21 protein-coding genes are annotated in these 21070 nt (G+C 54.4%); 10 read left to right on the forward strand and 11 right to left on the reverse strand.

Features of this window, described 5'->3' with window-relative positions; genetic code table 11:
• Positions 1-70 precede the first annotated feature (70 nt).
• From AUK77_RS06040 to AUK77_RS06075, 8 genes are all read left to right on the forward strand, one after another.
• Positions 71-622, forward strand: a complete 552-nt coding sequence (locus AUK77_RS06040) for a GspH/FimT family pseudopilin (RefSeq protein WP_296127204.1) — start codon at positions 71-73, stop codon at positions 620-622.
• 152 nt (positions 623-774) lie between these two features.
• The gene (locus AUK77_RS06045; protein WP_296127206.1) at positions 775-1266 is read left to right on the forward strand and encodes a GspH/FimT family pseudopilin; all 492 of its coding nucleotides are present in this window, start codon (positions 775-777) and stop codon (positions 1264-1266) included.
• Positions 1267-1295: 29 nt separating this feature from the next.
• Entirely contained in the window at positions 1296-1796 is a 501-nt protein-coding gene (gene pilV, locus AUK77_RS06050) for a type IV pilus modification protein PilV (protein ID WP_296127208.1), read from the forward strand.
• An 8-nt stretch (positions 1797-1804) separates the two neighbouring features.
• Positions 1805-2614 (forward strand): prepilin-type N-terminal cleavage/methylation domain-containing protein, encoded by an 810-nt coding sequence (locus AUK77_RS06055; RefSeq protein WP_296127210.1) that lies wholly within the window; start codon positions 1805-1807, stop codon positions 2612-2614.
• Positions 2611-3219 carry a PilX N-terminal domain-containing pilus assembly protein gene (locus tag AUK77_RS06060; protein WP_296127212.1) on the forward strand — a complete coding sequence of 203 codons (609 nt, stop codon included), beginning with the start codon at positions 2611-2613 and terminating at the stop codon, positions 3217-3219. The genes AUK77_RS06055 and AUK77_RS06060 overlap by 4 nt, the downstream gene beginning before the upstream one ends.
• Before the next feature lie 11 nt (positions 3220-3230).
• Positions 3231-6818, forward strand: coding sequence for a PilC/PilY family type IV pilus protein (locus AUK77_RS06065; protein WP_296127214.1), 3588 nt, complete (start codon positions 3231-3233; stop codon positions 6816-6818).
• A 2-nt stretch (positions 6819-6820) separates the two neighbouring features.
• Positions 6821-7141 (forward strand): PilY2 family type 4a fimbrial biogenesis protein, encoded by a 321-nt coding sequence (locus AUK77_RS06070; RefSeq protein WP_296127215.1) that lies wholly within the window; start codon positions 6821-6823, stop codon positions 7139-7141.
• Positions 7131-7562 carry a type IV pilin protein gene (locus AUK77_RS06075; protein WP_296127218.1) on the forward strand — a complete coding sequence of 144 codons (432 nt, stop codon included), beginning with the start codon at positions 7131-7133 and terminating at the stop codon, positions 7560-7562. Before AUK77_RS06070 ends, AUK77_RS06075 begins: the two co-directional genes overlap by 11 nt.
• A gap of 377 nt (positions 7563-7939) precedes the next feature.
• On the opposite strand, the gene ispH is transcribed toward AUK77_RS06075, so the two are convergent.
• The 6 genes from ispH to murJ form a co-directional block, all read right to left on the reverse strand.
• The gene (gene ispH / locus AUK77_RS06080) at positions 7940-8887 is read right to left on the reverse strand and encodes a 4-hydroxy-3-methylbut-2-enyl diphosphate reductase (protein WP_296127220.1); all 948 of its coding nucleotides are present in this window, start codon (positions 8885-8887) and stop codon (positions 7940-7942) included.
• A gap of 128 nt (positions 8888-9015) precedes the next feature.
• Positions 9016-9453 (reverse strand): peptidylprolyl isomerase, encoded by a 438-nt coding sequence (locus AUK77_RS06085; RefSeq protein ID WP_296127221.1) that lies wholly within the window; start codon positions 9451-9453, stop codon positions 9016-9018.
• Complete coding sequence (lspA, locus tag AUK77_RS06090) at positions 9446-9949, reverse strand: signal peptidase II (RefSeq protein ID WP_296127222.1); 504 nt, start codon at positions 9947-9949, stop codon at positions 9446-9448. Before lspA ends, AUK77_RS06085 begins: the two co-directional genes overlap by 8 nt.
• 93 nt (positions 9950-10042) lie before the next feature.
• On the reverse strand, positions 10043-12874 hold the full coding sequence (ileS, locus tag AUK77_RS06095) for an isoleucine--tRNA ligase (protein WP_296127225.1): 2832 nt from the start codon (positions 12872-12874) through the stop codon (positions 10043-10045).
• A 34-nt stretch (positions 12875-12908) separates the two neighbouring features.
• On the reverse strand, positions 12909-13835 hold the full coding sequence (gene ribF, locus AUK77_RS06100) for a bifunctional riboflavin kinase/FAD synthetase (protein WP_296127227.1): 927 nt from the start codon (positions 13833-13835) through the stop codon (positions 12909-12911).
• Between the two features lie 182 nt (positions 13836-14017).
• Positions 14018-15562, reverse strand: coding sequence for a murein biosynthesis integral membrane protein MurJ (gene murJ, locus AUK77_RS06105; RefSeq protein WP_296127229.1), 1545 nt, complete (start codon positions 15560-15562; stop codon positions 14018-14020).
• Positions 15563-15755: 193 nt separating this feature from the next.
• On the opposite strand from murJ, the gene rpsT reads away from it, so the two are divergent.
• A complete protein-coding gene (gene rpsT, locus AUK77_RS06110; RefSeq protein ID WP_296127231.1) occupies positions 15756-16034 on the forward strand; it encodes a 30S ribosomal protein S20 in 279 nt (92 codons plus the stop codon).
• 99 nt (positions 16035-16133) lie between these two features.
• Here rpsT and AUK77_RS06115 read toward each other — a convergent pair whose 3' ends face one another.
• The 5 genes from AUK77_RS06115 to rplU form a co-directional block, all read right to left on the reverse strand.
• Positions 16134-16598, reverse strand: a complete 465-nt coding sequence (locus tag AUK77_RS06115) for a CreA family protein (protein WP_296127233.1) — start codon at positions 16596-16598, stop codon at positions 16134-16136.
• Positions 16599-16608: 10 nt separating this feature from the next.
• Positions 16609-17727: a glutamate 5-kinase gene (proB, locus tag AUK77_RS06120; protein ID WP_296127235.1), complete on the reverse strand. Its 1119-nt coding sequence runs from the start codon at positions 17725-17727 to the stop codon at positions 16609-16611.
• A 69-nt stretch (positions 17728-17796) separates the two neighbouring features.
• Positions 17797-19020 (reverse strand): Obg family GTPase CgtA, encoded by a 1224-nt coding sequence (cgtA, locus tag AUK77_RS06125; protein WP_296127237.1) that lies wholly within the window; start codon positions 19018-19020, stop codon positions 17797-17799.
• A gap of 175 nt (positions 19021-19195) precedes the next feature.
• Positions 19196-19453 carry a 50S ribosomal protein L27 gene (rpmA, locus tag AUK77_RS06130; protein WP_085584170.1) on the reverse strand — a complete coding sequence of 86 codons (258 nt, stop codon included), beginning with the start codon at positions 19451-19453 and terminating at the stop codon, positions 19196-19198.
• A 39-nt stretch (positions 19454-19492) separates the two neighbouring features.
• Positions 19493-19804, reverse strand: a complete 312-nt coding sequence (gene rplU / locus AUK77_RS06135; protein WP_296127239.1) for a 50S ribosomal protein L21 — start codon at positions 19802-19804, stop codon at positions 19493-19495.
• 245 nt (positions 19805-20049) lie between these two features.
• On the opposite strand from rplU, the gene AUK77_RS06140 reads away from it, so the two are divergent.
• Positions 20050-21018 (forward strand): polyprenyl synthetase family protein, encoded by a 969-nt coding sequence (locus AUK77_RS06140; protein ID WP_296127241.1) that lies wholly within the window; start codon positions 20050-20052, stop codon positions 21016-21018.
• The last annotated feature ends 52 nt before the right edge of the window (positions 21019-21070 follow it).

Genomic DNA, 21070 nt, shown 5'->3' on the forward strand with positions numbered 1-21070 from the left:
AATGGTGGCGCGTTCTTCAACGCTGAGTTCGGAATAAGACATAGGGGCAGCACCGTACCGGAAAGGTCAGGTGTTGCACTCAGTTTTTGCCGCCGCCATCAATAAGATGCCAAAGCAGAAAATGAGCGGAACGACACTGACTGAATTAATCATCGCGACATCACTTATATCTATAGCCATATCTATAGCCACACCTCCACTTATTAACTTATTCAAAACCAGCCAAAGCAAAGCGCTTCTCAGCGAAACCAGAAGTTCAATTGAATATGCAAGAACCATCGCCATACTAAACAGGGAAATCATAGAAATATGCGGAATTGGCGACCAGTCAACCTGCAATAGTGACTGGTCAAGCGGATGGGTTATTAAAGAGCTAAAAAATCAAAAACCACTGCAGATAAGAAAACTAGACGGCTCAACCACAATAAGAAGAAGTGGCTTCACACAAAGCATACGATTCTATCCAAATGGAACAACACCGATAAGCAACGGCAGGGTTTATCAATGCCAAAATAGTAAAATCACATGGCAATTAGTAATAAACCGTCAGGGGCGATTAAAAACAAGTACTGAAAGCGATAATCTTTCTCAAGACTACCGATGCAAGGATGAGAAGGCCTGAAACCTGTTCAATCACAAGGCCTCGACGCCGTCAGCGCACGGGGAATAGCAGCGACAACCGATCATCGCCCCCATAGCGCCAGCTGTCATCGAATCAATGACAGGACAAAAATCATTCTAGAGGATACGCTCACTGCCCCCTAGGAGAGCACAATGACGCTTCAACCACGCCCGCACGGATTCAGCCTGATAGAGCTAATGGTTGTCCTGGCACTTTTTGCAATTGCTATAGCAATTGCAGTGCCCAATCTAGCAAGTCTGATCCGAAACGACCAAATAGAGAGCCAAGCACAGCAAATAAATAGTTTACTCCAGTATGCAAGAAGCGAGGCCGTTGTACGCAGAGCGCGAATCAACCTAAGCAACAACGGCGGCACTTGGACTGTAAGAGACTTAAGTAGAAACAAAAATTTGCGACAAGAGACATTTGACGCAACAAACATTTCAATTGCTACCAATCCATCACCACTTACTGTCACTTATAGCCCTAATGGCACAGCAAGTGCTGCCAGGGCAATTGTTTGCAATAATAACAAAGTAGAAACAGCATACCTGATAACTATACAGGCAAGCGGAAGTAGCAAAATACATGCCCGCGGAAAACAAGCGAATAATACAACAGCCTTAGGGGGGTGTGCTCCATGAATAGGCACAGAGGTATATCCGGCTTTAGCATGATTGAAGTTTTAGTGACATTAATAATTGTGACAACAGGCGTTTTAGGCATGGTTGCTATGCAAGGCCGTAGCATTCAATTCACTCAAGACTCTGCCCAACGCGGCACCGCCGGCAATATGGCGAACGAGTTACTTGAACTCATGCGCGCCAACCCGGAAGCATACCTAGACTCTCGCGAACGCTACAAGGACACATCAGATTTCTACAAAGCAAAAGGCAGTGATTTTCCGCCCTGCCCCAAGCCAGCACTTACTACAAAGGATCAACTTGGTTGTTGGGCCCAACGAGCTGGTGAGAATTTGCCTGGAGGCAGTGAACTGCTGAATAGCCACTTTAAGATATGTAGGAGCCCATCACCCGGTGTTTGCAACGCGGCCGCGGGCTCGGCGGTTGAAATAAGCATGGCGTGGAGAGTCAAATCTGGCACCTGCATCGACGCAAACGATCAAACTGCGGACAAATCGATATGCACATTCAATCTACGCGCACAGCTGTGAGCAGGAAAATGGATAAAAAACTGTCACACCAAAATGGCTTGTCCATGATTGAGCTTTTAGTCGCACTGGCGCTTAGCTGCTTCCTCCTTCTCGGCGTTTCACAGCTTTTTATTGACAGCCGTTACAATTATTTCTTCCAACAAGGCCAAGCTAGCAATCAAGAAAACAGTCGTTTCACACTACTGCTTCTTGAGCAACAACTTGTCAAAGCAGGCTACAGGCGTTTAGCAGATACTCCAATGGAAAACGCATTCCCTAAAGCGGACCCTGCAGGAGGATGCAGCGCATTCATTGCGGGACAAGTAATCACTCCCGCAACAGGAGGTCGCGGCATATGCCTCCGCTACCAAGCAGCAACCGTGGGCGACAGTGACTGTCTGGGAAATTTAATACCAGGGACACCCGGAAAGTCTTTCGATAAAGTCCCCAGCGATATCACTAAAACCTATCGAATAACATTTACTCCAGGCACGGGAAAATCTGCAGGCTCGCTGCAATGCGGAGGCCAAGAGCTTGTAGGGGGTATTGAAGATATAAATATCAGTTACGGCGTAGGCCCTAAGGGAAAACGCAGCGTTGAAAGTTTCACGGAAACTCCAACTGCTGATCAAGTCGTTAGAGGCGTACGCTTTTCTGTACTTGCTAGTAGCGGCGAAGCTGATCTACGAAAAGGTGTAGGAGAAGGCGTCGACAGCAAAGCCAAAGCAGACTGGATAACCTATTACGGTGGAAACAAAACTGCTCTCGACGCTAAAGAGCACGGTCAGTTACTACTTATCGGCCAAGGCGCACAAACCCTTCGGAATATGATGCCATGATCAACCCTCCAAATACTAAACAACAGGGTGCGACGCTTATAGTTGCACTAATAATGCTTTTGATAATTACGATTCTAGCTGTCGGTAGCATGCGCGAAGTTACGCTTGAAAGCCGCATAACTGCCAACACAATTGAACAGAAGCGCCTACTAAACCTGGCCGACTCTGGTTTACGCGAAGCAGAGCGTAGATTTAACAATACATATACAGCCCAAGAACCCGGTGAAGGCTGTGAGTTAACAAACAAAAAGTATCCATGCCTAGTCAACCTAGCCGCACTAGGCCTTGATATAAATGTGCTACATGCCAACCCCAAAGAGTTCGACAAAATAGATCCATCGAGTGCCCGGGCCTGGATGCCCTATATTGGCTCTGACATTGACAACCCAACGACTCTAGATCCGACCAGGACCATCACATGGAACAGCGTACCCATCCCGACTGGCGAGCAGAACAATGAAGCTCTAAACCCAGAGTACGGCAATTTAATGCGCGGGGAAGGAACATTCTTTTATGCCACAAACAGCAGAGCCCGAGCCACAACTGGTACGCAAGGGTCCGCGTTGTTACAGTCTACTGTAGCACGCGTCTATACAAGCAACTGATGGAGAGCATAATGAACGCACTTTTAGTAAAAGGCAGTAAATTACTGACAGCTAGCTCTCTCAGTATTGCAGTTATGACCAGCGCACAACAAGCAAGCGCAGCTGCCATGGTCCCAAGCCAACAGCCTCTATTTCTCACGCAAGGTGTTGCACCTAACATCTTAGTAACTCTCGATGACTCGGGCAGTATGGCATTCGCTTACGCCCCCGACGCGGCCGTGAGCGAACGAAACAGAAACTACTTCAAATCTAATTACTTCAACCCAATGTACTACTCGCCAACAACGGAGTACAAACTACCTAAAAAAATAACCTTAGTTTCTGGCGAGCTAAAGATAACTGAATACGATGCACCTACATTCACCGCCGCATGGAAGAACGGTTTTACTAAAGCAGCAGCCGTTAACCTTTCATCGGGCTATGCTGCCACCGTGGAGTATGGGCGTGGCGCAGATGTGGATACGGCAGCAGATGGGCGCGCGCATTACTTCGAGTACCGACCAAACAACGCAAATTGCAACAAAACAAAAACGGACACTGACTGCTATAGCAAAGTAAACATCCCTGCAACGGTTGCTGATGAGAAAAATTTTGCCATCTGGTATTCATTTTATCGGACTCGTGCATTGGCAACACAAACAGCAGCCAATCTGGCGTTCTATTCACTGCCGGAAAACGTCCGCCTTACATGGCAGGTACTAAACAACAGCAATTGCAACATGATGGGCAGCGGCTCCAGTTCTGGCAACTGCAACACTAACTATCTGCGTGAATTTTCAGGCCAACACCGAGCTAACTTTTTCACTTGGCTTGAGAAACTAAGCGTAACTGGCGGAACCCCACTGCGCCGGGCCATGCAGCGCGCAGGTAATTTTCTAAGCCAAACAGACATTAATGGCCCCTATGCATACTCGCTGGGTAAACAAAAAAATCCAGAGTATGCGTGCCGCCCCACCTACCATATCCTAATGACTGATGGTATATGGAACAGTGACAGCGCCTCGGTGGGTAATGCTGACAACACAAATATCGCCTCTCTCCCTGATGGTAAATCTTATACAGCTATTGCTCCGTATAAGGATGGTGCAGACAATACAGTTGCAGATCTTGCCTTCAATTACTGGAGACGGGATGCACGCACAGATATAGATAACAAGATCAAGCCATTTATCTCCGCGGCGAATCCTACTGATTCGACAAAGGAGTATTGGGATCCGCGCAACAATCCGTCCACATGGCAGAACATGACCACATTCACCCTAGGCCTTGGACTGACCTCAAGCCTCACAAGCCCCGCTTGGGACGGGTCAACCTTCGAGGGGGATTATGGCAAACTCGCAGACGGCTCTATTGCATGGCCAGCGGCGTCTACTGATTCTGCAAACAACGTGTATGACCTTTGGCATGCGGCAATTAACTCTCGTGGCGAGTTTTTCAGCGCCGATTCTCCCGAAGATATGGTGTCCGCGTTCCAAACTATCCTTACGCGCATCGGTGATCGCAATAACTCTGCCGCACGACCAGCAATTACAGCAAAACTGCAAGAGAGTCCGTCGGGCGACACCTTGCTGCGTTATGCTTACCAGAGCAGCTTCGATAGTTCAAAGAACTGGGCTGGTGACTTGATTCGCTACAAACTCGAAGAAAAATTCGGCATCACCGAAAAAATCAAGGAATGGAGCGCACAGGAAAAACTTGAAGCTCAAGATCCTGATAGCAGGAAAATAATGATTGCTGGTAACTCCGCGACAAACCTGGTTGATTTCCAGTGGAGCAATCTAAATGCAACACAACGTGCACTCCTGAATCGTAACCCTGATAGCAACAATACGGTTGACGCATTAGGCGAGGCCAGACTGCAATTTATCCGTGGCAAGAGTAATGCAAATTTCAGAAGCCGAGTAACGCGCCTCGGTGACATTATTAACTCCGCTCCGGCGGTGGTTGCCAACGCACAGTACCTTGCATATCTGGCTAACCCTATAGAATTTGACAGCATTCCTTATGAAGACTTTAAAAATAAGGTAGACACGACAAGCACAACGCAAGGACGTAAACGGCTTATATACGTTGGCGCAAACGACGGAATGCTCCATGCATTTGATGAAGCCACCGGCAAAGAAGAGTTTGCATTTATACCATCAACTATTTTTGGAAAACTTAATCTATTATCAGGTAATAGTTATAAGGGAAGTGCTCACCAGTTCTACGTTGATGGCAGTCCCGTAGTGGCAGATACGGTAATTGATGGTGAATGGCGCACAGTGCTAATCGGAACATTCCGAGCTGGCGGGAAAGGCATTTTCGCGTTGGATGTTACAGATCCAAGCAAAATCAAACTGCTATGGGAGATTAATCTTACTACTGAAGTGGACATGGGCCACAGCATGCCAAAACCTACTGTTGCGCGCCTGCACAACGGCCAGTGGGCGGTAGTAACTGGTAATGGCTACTCCAGCCAGGATGACAAAGCCGCACTGTTAATTTTCAACGTAAAGGACGGCAGTCTTATTCGGAAGCTTGAAGTTAAAGGTAAAGAAGGTATTCCTAATGGGCTTTCAACACCAAAACTGGCTGACAATAACAGTGATGGTGTAGCGGATTACGCTTATGCTGGGGACCTTCAAGGAAACATGTGGCGTTTTGACTTACTGACCAAAACAACAGCTGACGTAAGCCTCGACTCTGAGCGCCTAGGACGTACATCTGCAGTTTCTGGCGGCAAACTTGTCTCAGCAGAAAAACCAGAAAACGCCAAAAACTTTAAGGTTTCATTTGGTGGAAAACCACTATTTTCTGCACAAGCTAGTGATAACTCTAGCCAAGCAATTACGGCGGCTCCCTCCATCGTTCGACATCCCTCAAGCACGGGCTACATTATCGTTTTCGGCACAGGGAAATATTTCCAGTCCAGCGATGCGGGAGCCGATACAAGCAGAGCCCAAACTCTTTACGGTATATGGGACAAACAAACAAAAGGTCAACCGGCCTTAACCACACCAAGCATCAATAGATCCAAGGTTGGTGCCGAGTATACTTATCTTGCTGAGCAGACTTTCACTGAGGAAGTTAATAGTGCACCCTTTACTAACGAAGCAGGGAGCAGTAACAAACGCAATATAAGGATACTTAGCCAGAACCCGCTCGAGTGGCATGACAGCACTACAGGCAAAGGAAAATACGGTTGGCTTCTAGACTTAAAAGTCAACACCACTCTCGAAGGAGAAATGGTAGTTGACGACATGGTAGCTATTGGCCAGGTCTTACTCGCACAAACATTGACACCCAATGACGACCCCTGCGCGGACGGTGTATCGAACTGGACCTATGGAATAAACCCAGCAACCGGGGGTCGACTCGACTTTGCTGTTTTTGACCTTGCGCGCCAAGGCTATGTTGACTCCCGTTCCAACTATAAAAAATCTGACGGGACTATTGTTCCAGTTTCAGGCTACCAAAATGATGGCATGGGCGGCCTGATCGTGACCACTACACCAGAAGGTCAAATTCAAGTGTGCACATCGAGCAGCTGTGAAACAATTGACCCTGGCCTGGAGTCAAGTGGGCGCCAAAGCTGGCGCATTGTTGAGGATTACTAACCATGAAAGTACATAAGCATCTATTTATCCTAGCAGGCTTTCTTGCCTCCCCTGTGCTGCTGGCGACCACATTCGAAGAGGTGGGTCACATTCAAGAAGTATCTGTTGAAAAAAATACAATCATAGTAAACGACAAGAAATACTCACTGGCGAATTCCGTACTATCAGGTAATTCACCAGTAATATTCTCGTTAAAACCAGGCGCTTTGATTAATTTTTCCGGCGACACCGGATCGCCAAATAACATCATTAAAAACGTTTACATCCATGAGCTACCGCCACTAACGACAGAAGAAATAGACGGACTCAAAAATGCAGAATAAGCACAAAGGCTTTACTCTAGTTGAGCTAATGATGGTTGTCGCAATAATTGGGATCATCGCGTCTATCGCGATACCCAACTACAGCGAATATATGACTAGGACAAAGCGAACTGAGGCTATAGGGCTACTAAGTGACATTGCAGCTCGTCAAGAAAGATTCTTAGCACAGAACAATCGCTACATAACAAATAACGACGAGCTAGCCTTGCTGGGGGTACAAAAAACAGATACCGCAGCTAAGAAAATAATATCCGAGAACGGCTACTACGAGGCACAAGTATCCTCTGTCGCTAATGATGGCGGCTACACACTGACAGCAACACAAAAAATCGGCGACACTGCATGTGGAAATTTGACGCTTAATGCCCTAGGCATAAAAGGCCGGTCTGGAACAAAGCCTACGGAGGAATGCTGGAAATAACAAACACTCGCTAAAGTTCTGGATATAAGCGCCCCGCCCTCACATATATCTAATATGGGAGGGCGGGACGGTGGTTAGTTCCACGATAGCCAATCGTCAAACACGGTAGATTATTTCTAACACCAATCAACATTCACGAGTTACAGACGACACTACTTCCCTTTTTAAACCGAACGCTCTATCTAAGCTTGATATCCAAAGCACTCCCGTCCGCCCTCACACTCATACCCTTGATTGATCGGCCATTGCAGGTATCAGAACGAATTTTCAGTGCAAGTTGAAAAACTGACAGCAAGAAGTGCCATACACCTCATGCCTGCATGAATATCAGGTATATTCAGAAGGCCTGCACTATAAATATATAAAGGGGTTGAAGGTTACTGTCTTGCAATTACCCTTAACTCCTTCGGCATCGAAAACGTCACGTTCTCCGGACGCCCAACGAGTTCTTCGGTGCCTTGTGCGCCCCACTCGCCCAACTGCTTAATCACTCCCTGCACTAACACTTCCGGCGCGGATGCGCCGGCGGTGATGCCGATGGCGGTGACGTTAGCGAACCACTCCTGCTTTAAATCCTCCGCACCATCGATCAGATACGCGGGTGTACCCATGCGCTCGGCGAGCTCGCGCAGGCGGTTGGAGTTGGAGCTGTTGGGGCTGCCGACCACGAGCAGCACATCACAGTCGGCGGCGAGTTGTTTAACAGCATCCTGGCGGTTTTGCGTGGCGTAGCAGATGTCGTCTTTGCGCGGACCGCCAATGACGGGGAACTTGGCGCGCAGGGCGTCGATCACTTTGCTGGTGTCGTCCATCGACAAAGTGGTTTGCGTAACGAACGCCAATGCCTCGGGGTTACGCACCTCAAGAGCGGCCACGTCGGCTTCGTCTTCCACCAGGTAAATACTGCCGCCATTACTGCTGTCGTATTGGCCCATGGTGCCTTCGACTTCCGGATGCCCTTCGTGGCCGATAAGGATGCATTCACGTCCTTCGCGGCTGTAGCGCACCACTTCCATGTGCACCTTGGTGACCAGCGGGCAGGTGGCGTCGAATATCTTTAAGCCACGGCGCTCGGCTTCGCTGCGTACGGCCTGCGAGACGCCGTGGGCGCTGAAAATGACGATGACGTCGTCAGGAATCTGATCCAACTCTTCGACGAACACCGCCCCGCGTGCGCGCAGGTCTTCGACAACAAACTTGTTGTGCACCACTTCATGACGCACATAGATCGGTGGGCCAAAAACGTCGAGCGCGCGGTTGACGATCTCAATCGCGCGGTCGACACCGGCGCAGAAACCACGGGGATTGGCGAGTTTGATGTGCATAAGAGCCTCGACACGCGGTCGTTCAAGGACAAGCTTAACGCGGGATCGAACAGTGCTCCCGCGCTGCGTAGCCCGGATGGAATCCGGGAGGGAAATTCACGTTTCCCGGAGTTCATCCGGGCTACAAATCAGAGCGCTTTGACTTCAATAATTTCCACATCGAAGCTCAGCGCCTTGCCGGCCAACGGGTGGTTGAAGTCGATGGTGACCTGACTGTCGTCAAAGGCTTTGACCACGCCGGGTAGTTCGGCATTGGCGGCGTCGTTGAAAATTACCAGCAGGCCTTCAGAGAGTTCCATGTCTTGAAACTGGCTGCGCGGCATCACCTGGATGTTCTGCGGGTTGCCCTGACCAAAGCCTTGCTCCGGACCAATCGACAGGCTGCGCTTATCGCCGGCCTTGAGGCCGTAAATAGCTTGTTCAAAGCCGGGCAACAGGTTGCCGTCGCCCACTTTGAACGTGGCGGGTTGCTTATCGAAGGTACTGTCGACCACTTCGCCGCCTTCCAGCTTCAGGGCGAAATGCAGCGTCACTTGACGGTCCGGGCCGATACGCACATCAGTCATGGGTTTTCTCTCCCGACTTGTCACTTTTGAACATATCCAGCGCGAGCAGAATAGCTCCGCCGGTAATCGCCATATCAGCCACGTTGAAGGCTGGGAAATACCACTGCTGGTGCCAGTGCAGCAGGATGAAGTCCACTACATGGCCAAACACCACGCGGTCTACCAGATTGCCCAGCGCGCCGCCCAGCACCATCGCCAATGCCAACGCCAGCCAGGTTTCCTCTGGTTTCAAGCGTTTCAGCCAGACCACCAACACCACGCTGACGCCCACGGCAACGGCGGCAAAAAACCAACGCTGCCAGCCTGCGGCGTCCGCCAGAAAGCTAAAGGCTGCGCCGGTGTTGTAGAGCAGAGTCCAGCTGAAGTAATCGGGAATGATCACGATCTGCTGGTACATGGTGAGGTTGTTGTCGAACCAGAACTTGCTGGCTTGATCGACCACAAAGATCACCAGGCTTAGCCAGAGCCAGGGAAGTTTGCCGAAACGCTCGCTCATGCTTGCGCCTCGACCTGTAGGAGCCAGCTTGCTGGCGATAGGCCGCAGATCGCCAGCAAGCTGGCTCCTACAAAAGCAGACATCGGGTGGCTATCACGCATAGTGACGAACCTCGCCTGCGCCTTCGATGTTGTCCACGCAACGGCCGCAAATTTCTGGGTGCGCTGGGTTGATGCCAACATCTTCACGGTGATGCCAGCAACGGCCGCACTTGGCGTGTTCGGACTTGAGTACCTTGAGCTTCAGGCCAGCCACTTCGGTTTCCACCGCATCGCTCGGGGCACTGGCCAGCGGAGCCAGGGTGGCGGTCGAGGTGATCAGTACAAAGCGCAGTTCGTTGCCCAGCTTGCTCAGATCGGCGATTAGGCTGTCTTCGGCATACAGGGTGACTTCTGCCTGCAGGTTGCCGCCGATAGCTTTGGCGGCGCGCAGGTTTTCCATTTCCTTGTTCACTGAAACCTTGACCGCCATCACGCGCTCCCAGAAGGCGCGATCCAACTCAAAGCCTTCCGGCAGTTCGCTGAGGCCGTCGTACCAGCCATTGAGCATCACCGATTCATTACGCGCGCCCGGCAGGTATTCCCACAGTTCGTCGGCGGTAAACGACAGAACCGGGGCAATCCAGCGCACCAAAGCTTCGGCAATGTGGAACAGTGCGGTTTGGCAGGAACGACGCGCCACGCTGTCTGCGGCGGTGGTGTATTGGCGATCTTTGATGATGTCGAGGTAGAAGCCGCCCAGCTCTTGCACGCAGAAGTTGTGAACCTTCTGGTAGACGTTCCAGAAACGGTAGCTGTCGTAGGCTTCGACGATTTCACGCTGTAACAGCAGGGCGCGGTCTACTGCCCAGCGATCCAGTGCCAGCATGTCTTGCGCCGGCAGCAGGTGCTGCGCCGGGTCGAAACCGCTGAGGTTGGAGAGCAGGAAGCGCGCGGTGTTGCGGATGCGTCGGTAGGAGTCGGCGCTGCGCTGCAGGATGACTTTAGAAACCGCCATCTCGCCCGAATAGTCGGTGGACGATACCCACAGGCGCAGAATGTCGGCACCGAGGCTGTCATTCACTTCCTGCGGGGCGACCACGTTGCCCAGCGACTTGGACATTTTGCGGCCGTTTTCGTCGACCACAAAGCCGTGGGTCAGCAGCTCTTTGTACGGTGCGTGGCCGTCGATTGCTGCGCCTGTCAGCAAGGAGGAATGGAACCAGCCACGGTGCTGGTCGGAGCCTTCCAGGTACAGATCGGCGCGCGGGCCTTCGGCATGACCGAGCGGGTGCGAGCCGCGCAATACATGCCAGTGGGTGGTGCCGGAGTCAAACCAAACGTCCAGAGTGTCGCTGATTTTGTCGTAGTCCGCGGCTTCATCGCCCAGCAATTCGGCTGCGTCCAGCTTGAACCAGGCTTCGATACCCTCTTGCTCGACGCGCTTGGCCACCTCTTCCATCAACTCGGCGGTACGCGGGTGCACTTCGCCTGTGGCTTTGTGCAGGAAGAACGGGATAGGCACGCCCCAATTGCGTTGACGCGAGATGCACCAGTCCGGACGACCGGCAATCATGCTGTGCAGACGCGCCTGACCCCAGGCCGGGACGAATGCGGTTTCTTCGATGGCGGCCAGGGCGCGCTCGCGCAGGGTGGCGCCTTCATTCGGCTGTTTGTCCATACCGACAAACCACTGCGCGGTTGCGCGGTAGATCAGCGGAGTTTTGTGCCGCCAGCAGTGCATGTAGCTGTGCTGGATGGCTTCGTGCTTGAGCAGCGCGCCGACCTCTTCCAGCTTGGCGACGATGGCAGGGTTGGCCTTCCAGATAAACTGGCCGCCGAAGAACGGCAGGTCGCTGACATACACGCCGTTGCTCTGCACCGGGCTGAGGATGTCATCGTTGCTCATGCCGTAGCCTTTGCAAGAACGGAAGTCGTCCTCGCCGTAGGCCGGGGCCGAGTGCACCACACCAGTACCGGCACCCAGCTCGACGTAGTCGGCCAGATACACCGGCGCGAAGCGCTCATAAAACGGATGACGGAAGCGGATCAGCTCCAGCGCCGCACCTGGCGCGGTGGCGATGACTTCGCCATGCAAGCCGTAACGGGCCAAGCTGCCTGCGACCATTTCTTCGGCCAGCAGCAGCAGACGCTCGCCGGTATCGACCAGCGCGTAAGTAAATTCAGGATGGACGTTAAGCGCCTGGTTGGCCGGAATGGTCCACGGCGTGGTGGTCCAAATCACGATGGAGGCTGGCTTGGGCAAGCTCGCCAAGCCGAATGCGGCGGCCAATTTGTCGGCATCTTCAACCACAAAGGCGACGTCGATGGCGTCGGACTTTTTGTCCTGATATTCGACTTCCGCCTCAGCCAGCGCCGAGCCGCAATCGAAGCACCAGTTGACCGGCTTCAAGCCCTTGAACACAAACCCTTGCTTGACCATTTCAGCCAGCGCGCGGATCTCGCCCGCTTCGTTGGCGAAGTCCATGGTTTTGTACGGTTTGTCCCAGTCACCCAGCACACCCAAGCGCACAAAGTCAGTCTTTTGCCCTTCGATTTGCTCGCCCGCGTAGGTGCGGCAACGCTCGCGCGTCAGGTCGGAAGGCTGGTTCTTGCCAAAAGTGGTTTCGACCTTGTGCTCAATCGGCAGGCCGTGGCAGTCCCAACCTGGCACGTAGGGCGCGTCAAAGCCGGATAGGGTTTTCGAGCGGGTGATGATGTCTTTAAGAATCTTGTTGACCGCATGACCGATGTGAATGCTGCCGTTGGCATAGGGCGGGCCATCGTGCAGGACGAACTTGGGACGGCCTTCGCCTTGCGCGCGCAGCTTCTGATACAGGCCAATCTCATTCCAGCGCTGCAGAATCTGCGGCTCGCGCTGCGGCAGGCCGGCCTTCATCGGGAATTGGGTATCAGGCAGATTAAGCGTGGCTTTGTAATCGGTCATGTCAGGCTCTTCGTAAGCGGTTGGCACTCGGTGCTTAAACGCGCCAATGGGCACGGGCGGCAGCAATATCGGCAGCAATAGCCGTCTTCAGTGCCTCAAGTGAGGCGAAACGCTGCTCATCGCGCAGCTTGTGGTGGAAAGCCACCGTCAAACGCCGGCCGTATAAATCGCCAGCAAAGTCCAGCAAATGCACTTCCAGGTGGGCACTGCCATCACCCGCAACACTGGGCCGCACGCCTATATTGGCAACGCCCGGCCGGTTTTCACCGTCGATCTCAGTGCTCACCAGGTACACGCCCTTGAGCGGCACCCGCTTGCGCTTGAGCTGCACGTTGGCGGTCGGCGCATTCAGCTGACGACCAAGCTTTTGCCCATGCAGCACCCGGCCGGCGATCTGAAAGGGACGCCCGAGCAGGTGCTGCGCCAGGGCAAAATCACCCGCATCAAGGGCTTCGCGCACCCGCGTACTGCTGACGCGAATGCCATCCAGCTCAACGGTGCTGGCGGCCTCAACGCTGAAGTTTTCACGCTCACCGGCCTCGGCCAGAAAGGCGAAGTCGCCTGCGCGGTCACAGCCAAAGCGAAAGTCATCGCCCACTTCCAAGTGCTGCACGGCCAAGCCGTCGATCAGCACCTGCTGGACAAACTCCGCAGCACTCAACTCACGCAAGCGCGGGTTAAATGCCAGGCACAGCACCCGATCAACCCCTTCGCCCGCCAGCAGCGCGAGCTTGTCGCGCAGGCGCGTTAAGCGCGCGGGCGCTGTGCCGGGGGCAAAAAATTCACGCGGCTGCGGCTCAAAAATCAGCACGCAGCTGGGCACGCCGAGCTCGGCGGATCGCTCACGCAAACGCGCCAAGATGGCCTGATGACCACGATGGACGCCGTCAAAATTACCGATGGTGGCGACACAGCCCCGATGCTGGGGCCGCAGATTGTGTAGGCCTCGAACCAGCTGCATAACGCGCTTCTTGCTCAGAAAGTGGCCGATTATACGCACACCGAGCAACAGACAACAGGCAGCAAATCAGCCGCTTATACAATCTGTTACCGATCCGCCGACTGCGCTGCGAGCCAGTTCCGCTGTGGCGAGCGAGCGTTAATGTGCGCCAACAGACGCCGCTTGCCCGCCTGGGCGCCGGATCAATGCACGCTGCGCCGGGAGAAGTGGCGCACACGAAAGCCCAGCGCAGCCAATACCGCGAAGTACGCCAACACCCCAACCCCAACTAAGCCACCCAGTCGCAGCAATCGCCACAGCATGTTGCCATCCGCCCACGCGGGCAGTTGCTGCATGGCCAATAGCAAAACCGCGGCCATTGCCGAGAGTGCCAGCAGCAATTTGCCGGCAAACAGCGCCCAACCGGGCTGCGGCTGAAACATATCGCGCTTGCGTAGCTGCCAGTACAACAGCCCCGCATTCAGACAGGCGGCCAAGCCGATGGCCAGCGCCAGCCCTGCATGCGCCAGAGGAATGACAAAAACAAACAGCAGATTCATCGCCTGGGTTGCCAACAGCGTCACCAGGCCAATACGCACAGGGGTTTTGATGTTTTGCTGGGCATAAAAGGCGGGCGCAAGAATCTTCACCAGAATGATCCCGACCAACCCTAGGGAGTAGGCAATCAGCGCGCGCTGCGTCATCAGCGTGTCAGCGGCGGTGAACTTGCCGTACTGGAACAGCGAGACAATCAGCGGCTCGGAAATAATCGCCAGGGCAACGGCACTTGGCAGCGCCAACAACAGGCACAAGCGCAGCCCCCAATCGAGCAGCTTGGAGTATTCCTCGCGACTGGCACCCGCGTAGGTTTTTGACAACGCCGGCAGCAAGATCGTACCCAGAGCCACGCCCAGCACGCCTGCGGGCAACTCCATCAGACGGTCGGCGTAATACATCCACGACACCGAACCTGCGACCAGAAATGAGGCAAAGATGGTGTTGATGATCAGCGAAATCTGACTGACCGAGACACCAAAAATCGCCGGCCCCATCTGCTTGACCACCCGCCACACGCCGGTGTCTTTGAGGTTCAGGCGCGGCAACACCAACATGCCGATCTTGTGCAAGTGCGGCAGTTGGAACAACAACTGCGCCAAACCACCCACCAGCACCGCCCAGCCCAGCGCCATGATTGGCGGATCAAAATAAGGCGTCAGAAATAGGGCAAAGACAATCATGCTGACATTCAGCAAGGTCGGCACAAAAGCCGGCACCGAAAAGCGATTCCAGGTATTGAGCACCGCGCCTGCCAGCGAAGACAGCGAGATCAACAAAATATAAGGAAAGGTGATGCGCAGCAGATCGGTGGTCAGCGCAAAACGATCCGCCTCATCGGCAAAACCGGGCGCTGTCGCCCAGACGATCCATGGCGCAGCCAAAATGCCGATGAAGGTCACCAGCGCCAGCACCAGCGTCAGCAGCCCCGTGACATAAGCCAAAAAGGTTCGCGTAGCCTCTTCGCCCTGCTGGGTTTTGTACTCCGCCAGAATGGGCACAAAAGCTTGGGAAAACGCGCCTTCGGCAAAAATTCGGCGCAGCAGATTGGGTAACTTGAAGGCCACCACGAAGGCGTCCGAGGCGACACCCGCACCAAAGGTGCGAGCAATAATGGTGTCGCGCACGAAGCCCAATATCCGCGACAGCATGGTCATGGAGCTGACCGCAGCCAGTGATTTCAACAAATTCATCGGTACGCTCGATTCGGCAAGCAGGCGCGAGCCGGCAAGCCCGGCACCACGCAAAGGCAAGGAGTGTAGCGAGCCACCGACGACCAGGCCAGCACATGAACACTGCAACAGGCTTGACAGTGACTCTGCTTGTCGGCATGATTCGCGGCCTTATTCGTTCGTAACCCCCCAGTTTTTTTCGAGGAGCTTGACGGTGGCCAATACACCTTCTGCCAAAAAACGCGCAAAACAGGCTGAGAAGCGTCGTAGCCATAACGCCAGCCAGCGCTCCATGGTTCGTACCTACATCAAGAACGTGGTCAAGGCTATTGATGCCAAAGATCTCGATCTGGCCAAAAATGCTTACACCCTGGCTGTTCCTGTTATCGACCGTATGGCCGATAAAGGCATCATCCACAAGAACAAAGCAGCTCGTCATAAGAGCCGCCTGAATGGCCACATCAAAGCACTCAGCGAAGCCGCTGCTGCCTGATTAGCCATACGTTCTTAAAAGACCGACCTCAGGGTCGGTTTTTTATTGCCTCTAAAAACGCCTCGCAAAAGAAAGCCCGAATCAATTCGGGCTTTCTTGTTAGCGCTTGTGCGGCCAGGGCAGAATCGGAATGGCCGTCACTGCATTCTGCGGACTGCCTTCAATAACCCGATCGCTGTACACCAAGTAGACCAGCGTATTGCGTTTCTGATCAAAGAAGCGCACCACCTGCATGGTCTTAAACACCAGCGAGGTGCGCTCACGGAACACTTCCTCGCCATCCTTGAGCTCACCTTGGAAGCTAATCGGACCAACCTGGCGGCACGCAATCGAAGCCTCGGCACGATCCTCAGCCAGACCTAAACCGCCTTTCACGCCACCCGTCTTGGCACGCGAGAGATAGCAGGTCACGCCCGCCACTTTCGGATCATCGAATGCCTCAACGACGATTTTGTCGTTAGGCCCCATAAATTTGAAGACCGTCGACACCTCGCCGATCACATCCGCCGCCGCCAAGCCTGGCAGCCACAGCAAAACACTCAATAAACCGCTTGCTACGCGCATCCGTCAGCCCTCAGACAAGGATCAAATTATCCCGATGCACTAACTCGGGCTCATCAACATAACCCAGCAGCGCCTCGATAGCGTCCGATGATTGACCAATGATCTTTTGCGCCTCGAAGGCGCTGTAGTTGGCCAAGCCACGAGCAATCTCCCGACCATCCGGCGCGACACACACGACCATCTCGCCACGACGGAAATTACCCTGCACAGACTTCACGCCAACCGGCAGCAAGCTCTTGGTGCCCGTAGCTAACGCGCTGACCGCACCGTCATCCAACACCAACGAGCCGCGCGTCTGCAGATGACCCGCCAGCCATTGCTTGCGCGCCGCCAACATACCGCGCTCAGGCGCCAGCAGCGTCCCCAGTCGCTCGCCGGACTTGAGCCGCGCCAACACCTGCTCAATGGCGCCACCGACAATCACGGTATGCGCACCGGAGCGCGCCGCCAAACGTGCCGCGCGCAGCTTGGTTTGCATGCCGCCGCGCCCCAACGCACCACCCACGCCACCGGCCACAGCGTCCAGCGCCGGATCATCAGCGCGCGCCTCAAAAATCAACTCAGCATCAGGGTTATGCCGCGGATCAGCGTTATACATGCCGTCGCGGTCGGTGAGGATAACCAGCAGATCGGCCTCCACCAGATTGGCCACCAGCGCGGCCAGGGTGTCGTTGTCGCCGAAACGAATCTCGTCGGTGACCACGGTGTCGTTTTCGTTGATCACCGGCACCACATCCAGATCAACCAGCGTACGCAGCGTGCTGCGCGCATTCAGGTAGCGCTTGCGATCAGACAAGTCATCGTGAGTTAGCAGAATCTGCGCCGTACGGCGGCCATGCTCAGCAAAACTCGACTCCCAAGCCTGGATCAGCACCATCTGACCAATGGCTGCCGCCGCCTGCAGTTCATGCATGGCGCTCGGTCGTGCGCTCCAACCCAGCTTGCTCATGCCCGCTGCCACCGCACCGGAGGACACCAGCACCAACTCCACACCCTGCTCACGCAGTGCGACCATCTGCTTGACCCACACCGCCATCGCGGCACGATCCAAACCACGACCATCGGCCGTCAACAGCGCACTGCCAATCTTCACCACCCAGCGCTGCGCGCCGGTTACCTTGTCACGCATGATCTTCCAACCCCAGCAGCGACCTGTGATTACAAAAACGCCGCAATTAAGCGGCGTTTGAATAGTTGCTTAATCCCGGACGTAGATAATTTCCGGGCCGTCATCGGCATCTTCTTCATCCCAGAAGCTGTCATCTTCCTCAGCCTCACCGACCGCTCGCACACCGGAGCGACGCAGCGCACGCTTGTCGTCCAGCGCCTGCAACTGAGCACGCGCTTCGTCTTCAATGCGCGTATCGAGCTCAGCCAATTCGGCGGCGTACTCTGGGTTTTCCTGAATGCGCTCAGCACGCGCCTCAAGGAAATCCATGATGTCATAACAGAGCTTCTCGGTGCCTTGGCGCGCCAGGGCAGAAATCACATACACCGGACCTTCCCACTCGATCCGCGCAACGATTTCAGCAATGCGCACCTCCTGCTCCTCGTCGAGCATCTGGTCAGCCTTGTTCAGCACCAACCAGCGCTCACGCTCAGCCAGCGACGGGCTGAACTTGGTCAGCTCATCAATAATGGTGGCGGCCGACTCAGCTGGATCGGTCAGATCCAGCGGCGCCATATCGACGAGATGCAGCAACAGACGGGTACGCGACAAATGCTTGAGGAAGCGGATACCCAAGCCAGCACCGTGGGAAGCACCCTCGATCAGCCCTGGAATATCGGCAACCACGAAGTTTTTGTAGCGGTCGACACTGACCACCCCCAGGTTTGGTACCAGGGTAGTGAAGGGATAGTCAGCCACTTTCGGCTTGGCGGCCGACACGGAGCGAATGAAGGTGCTCTTGCCGGCATTCGGCAACCCCAGCAAACCAACATCGGCCAACACCTTCAATTCCAGCTTGAGATCGCGCGATTCACCCGGCTTACCCGGCGTGGTTTGGCGCGGCGCACGGTTGGTACTGGACTTGAAGCGGGTGTTACCCAGACCATGCCAACCGCCCTGCGCCACCATCAAACGCTGACCAGCGCGAACCAGGTCACCAATCACCTCCTGAGTACCGGCATCAATCACCGTGGTACCAATCGGCACCGGCAGGATCAGATCCTCACCCTTGGCACCGGTACAGTCAGTGCTGCCACCCTTCTCACCATTCTGCGCCTGGAAACGACGGGTATAGCGATAATCCACGAGGGTATTGAAGTTCTCGACCGCCTCGATATACACCGAGCCACCGTCGCCACCATCACCACCGTTAGGGCCGCCTTTTTCGATGAACTTTTCACGACGAAAAGCCATCATGCCGTTGCCACCGTCGCCGGCTTTTACAAAAATCGATACTTCATCGACGAATTTCATGGATACGCCTCCCGCAACAAGGCGGGTTATCTGAAACGAAAAACACTAGGTTCTTGCAAAATTGACCTGCATTCAAATCGAACGCCAGCACTCAGGACATTTTGGCAAGAACCCCAAGAATACAGAAATAAAAAAGCCCCGTCGCAAGGACGGGGCTTTTCCAGCAGTCGCGCAATTAAGCCGCAACGACGCTCACGTAACGGCGGTTGAACGCGCCTTTTACTTCAAACTTGATCACGCCTTCGATTTTCGCGAAGAGGGTGTGATCTTTACCCATACCAACGCCGTAACCAGCGTGGAATTGGGTGCCGCGCTGACGCACGATGATGTTGCCTGCTTTGATAGCCTGGCCGCCATACATCTTCACGCCAAGGCGTTTGGCTTCTGAGTCGCGACCGTTGCGGGTACTACCGCCAGCTTTTTTGTGTGCCATGAGTTCAATACTCCTATAAAGGGATCAGACCGAAACGAATCAGGCCTGGATACCGGTGATTTTGATCTCGGTGTACCACTGACGGTGGCCCTGGCGCTTCATGTGGTGCTTACGACGACGGAACTTGATGATGGTGACCTTGTCGTGACGACCTTGAGCGATCACTTCAGCAACAACCTTGGCACCTTCAACAACCGGAGCGCCGATTTTAACGTCGTCGCCATTGCCGATCAGCAGAACACGGTCAAAAGTCACAGCTTCGCCAGTGGCCAGCTCGATTTTTTCGACCTTGAGGAATTCGCCTTCGGTGACTTTGTATTGCTTGCCACCAGTAACAATTACTGCGTACATGGTAAATCTCCGTTAATCCTGCTCACCCAGCGCTTTATAGGTGTAAGTGTCGGCTGGCATGGCTGCTTGGGGCCGGAAGGACACCCTTGCAATTGCGTAAGGCAGGGAAATACCCAGGGGGAAGTTCAGGGTGCGCAATTGTACGCAAGGCGCCAGGGCGACGCAAGACCCATCCGGGCTTACCTTGACAGCCCCTACCCTGCCACCTAGCATGCCGCGCATCCCATGAGTAGTAGGTGCAAGCGATGCAACCCCAGGCTTTTTACCGCGTGGTGGCGGATGATTTTACTGCCGTTGACGGCATCATCCGCGCCCAGTTGGTATCGCGCGTCCCGCTCGTAGAGAAGATCGGCGACTACATTATTTCTGCTGGCGGCAAACGCCTGCGGCCATTGCTGGTTCTGCTCAGCGGTAAGGCGCTGGGCATTGAGGGTGAGAACCTTCGTTTGTTGGCCGCCACCATCGAATTCCTGCACACCGCGACCTTGCTGCATGACGACGTGGTCGACATGTCCGACATGCGCCGCGGCCGCAGCACCGCCAATGCCCAATGGGGCAATGCGCCCAGCGTATTGGTAGGCGACTTCCTTTATTCGCGCTCCTTCGAAATGATGGTCGAACTGGGCTCAATGCCCGTGATGAAGATTCTCTCCAAAGCCACCCGCGTGATCGCTGAAGGCGAAGTGCTGCAACTGTCGAAGATTCGCGACGCCAGCACCACCGAAGAGATCTACATGGAAGTCATCCGCGGCAAAACCGCCATGCTCTTCGAGGCCTCGACCCATAGCGCCGCCGCATTGGCCAATGCCAACGCCGAGCAGACGGAAGCCCTGCGTACATTTGGCGACCACCTTGGCGTGGCCTTCCAGTTGGTTGACGACCTGCTCGATTACCGTGGCGACGCCACCACCTTGGGCAAAAATGTCGGTGACGACCTGGCTGAAGGCAAGCCGACCCTGCCACTGATTTACACCATGCGCGAAGGCACGCCGGAGCAAGCTGCGCTTGTACGCCAAGCGATCCAGAAAGGCGGCATCGAGGACTTGGAAAGCATCCGCAACGCCGTGGAAGCCGCCGGCGCGCTGGACTACACCGCACGCCTGGCGCGCGACTACGCCGAACGCGCCATCACCTGCCTCGACGTTCTGCCGGCCAGTGAATACCGCGATGCACTGATTGAACTCAGCCGCTTCGCCGTAGCCCGCACACACTGATACGCCGCACCGTCAGCAAAGCCCGTCCATGTGACGGGCTTTTTTATAAGCA

Source organism: Pseudomonas sp. Ga0074129, from assembly GCA_001465025.1.
In the GTDB taxonomy this organism is placed as follows: Bacteria; Pseudomonadota; Gammaproteobacteria; order Pseudomonadales; family Pseudomonadaceae; genus Aquipseudomonas.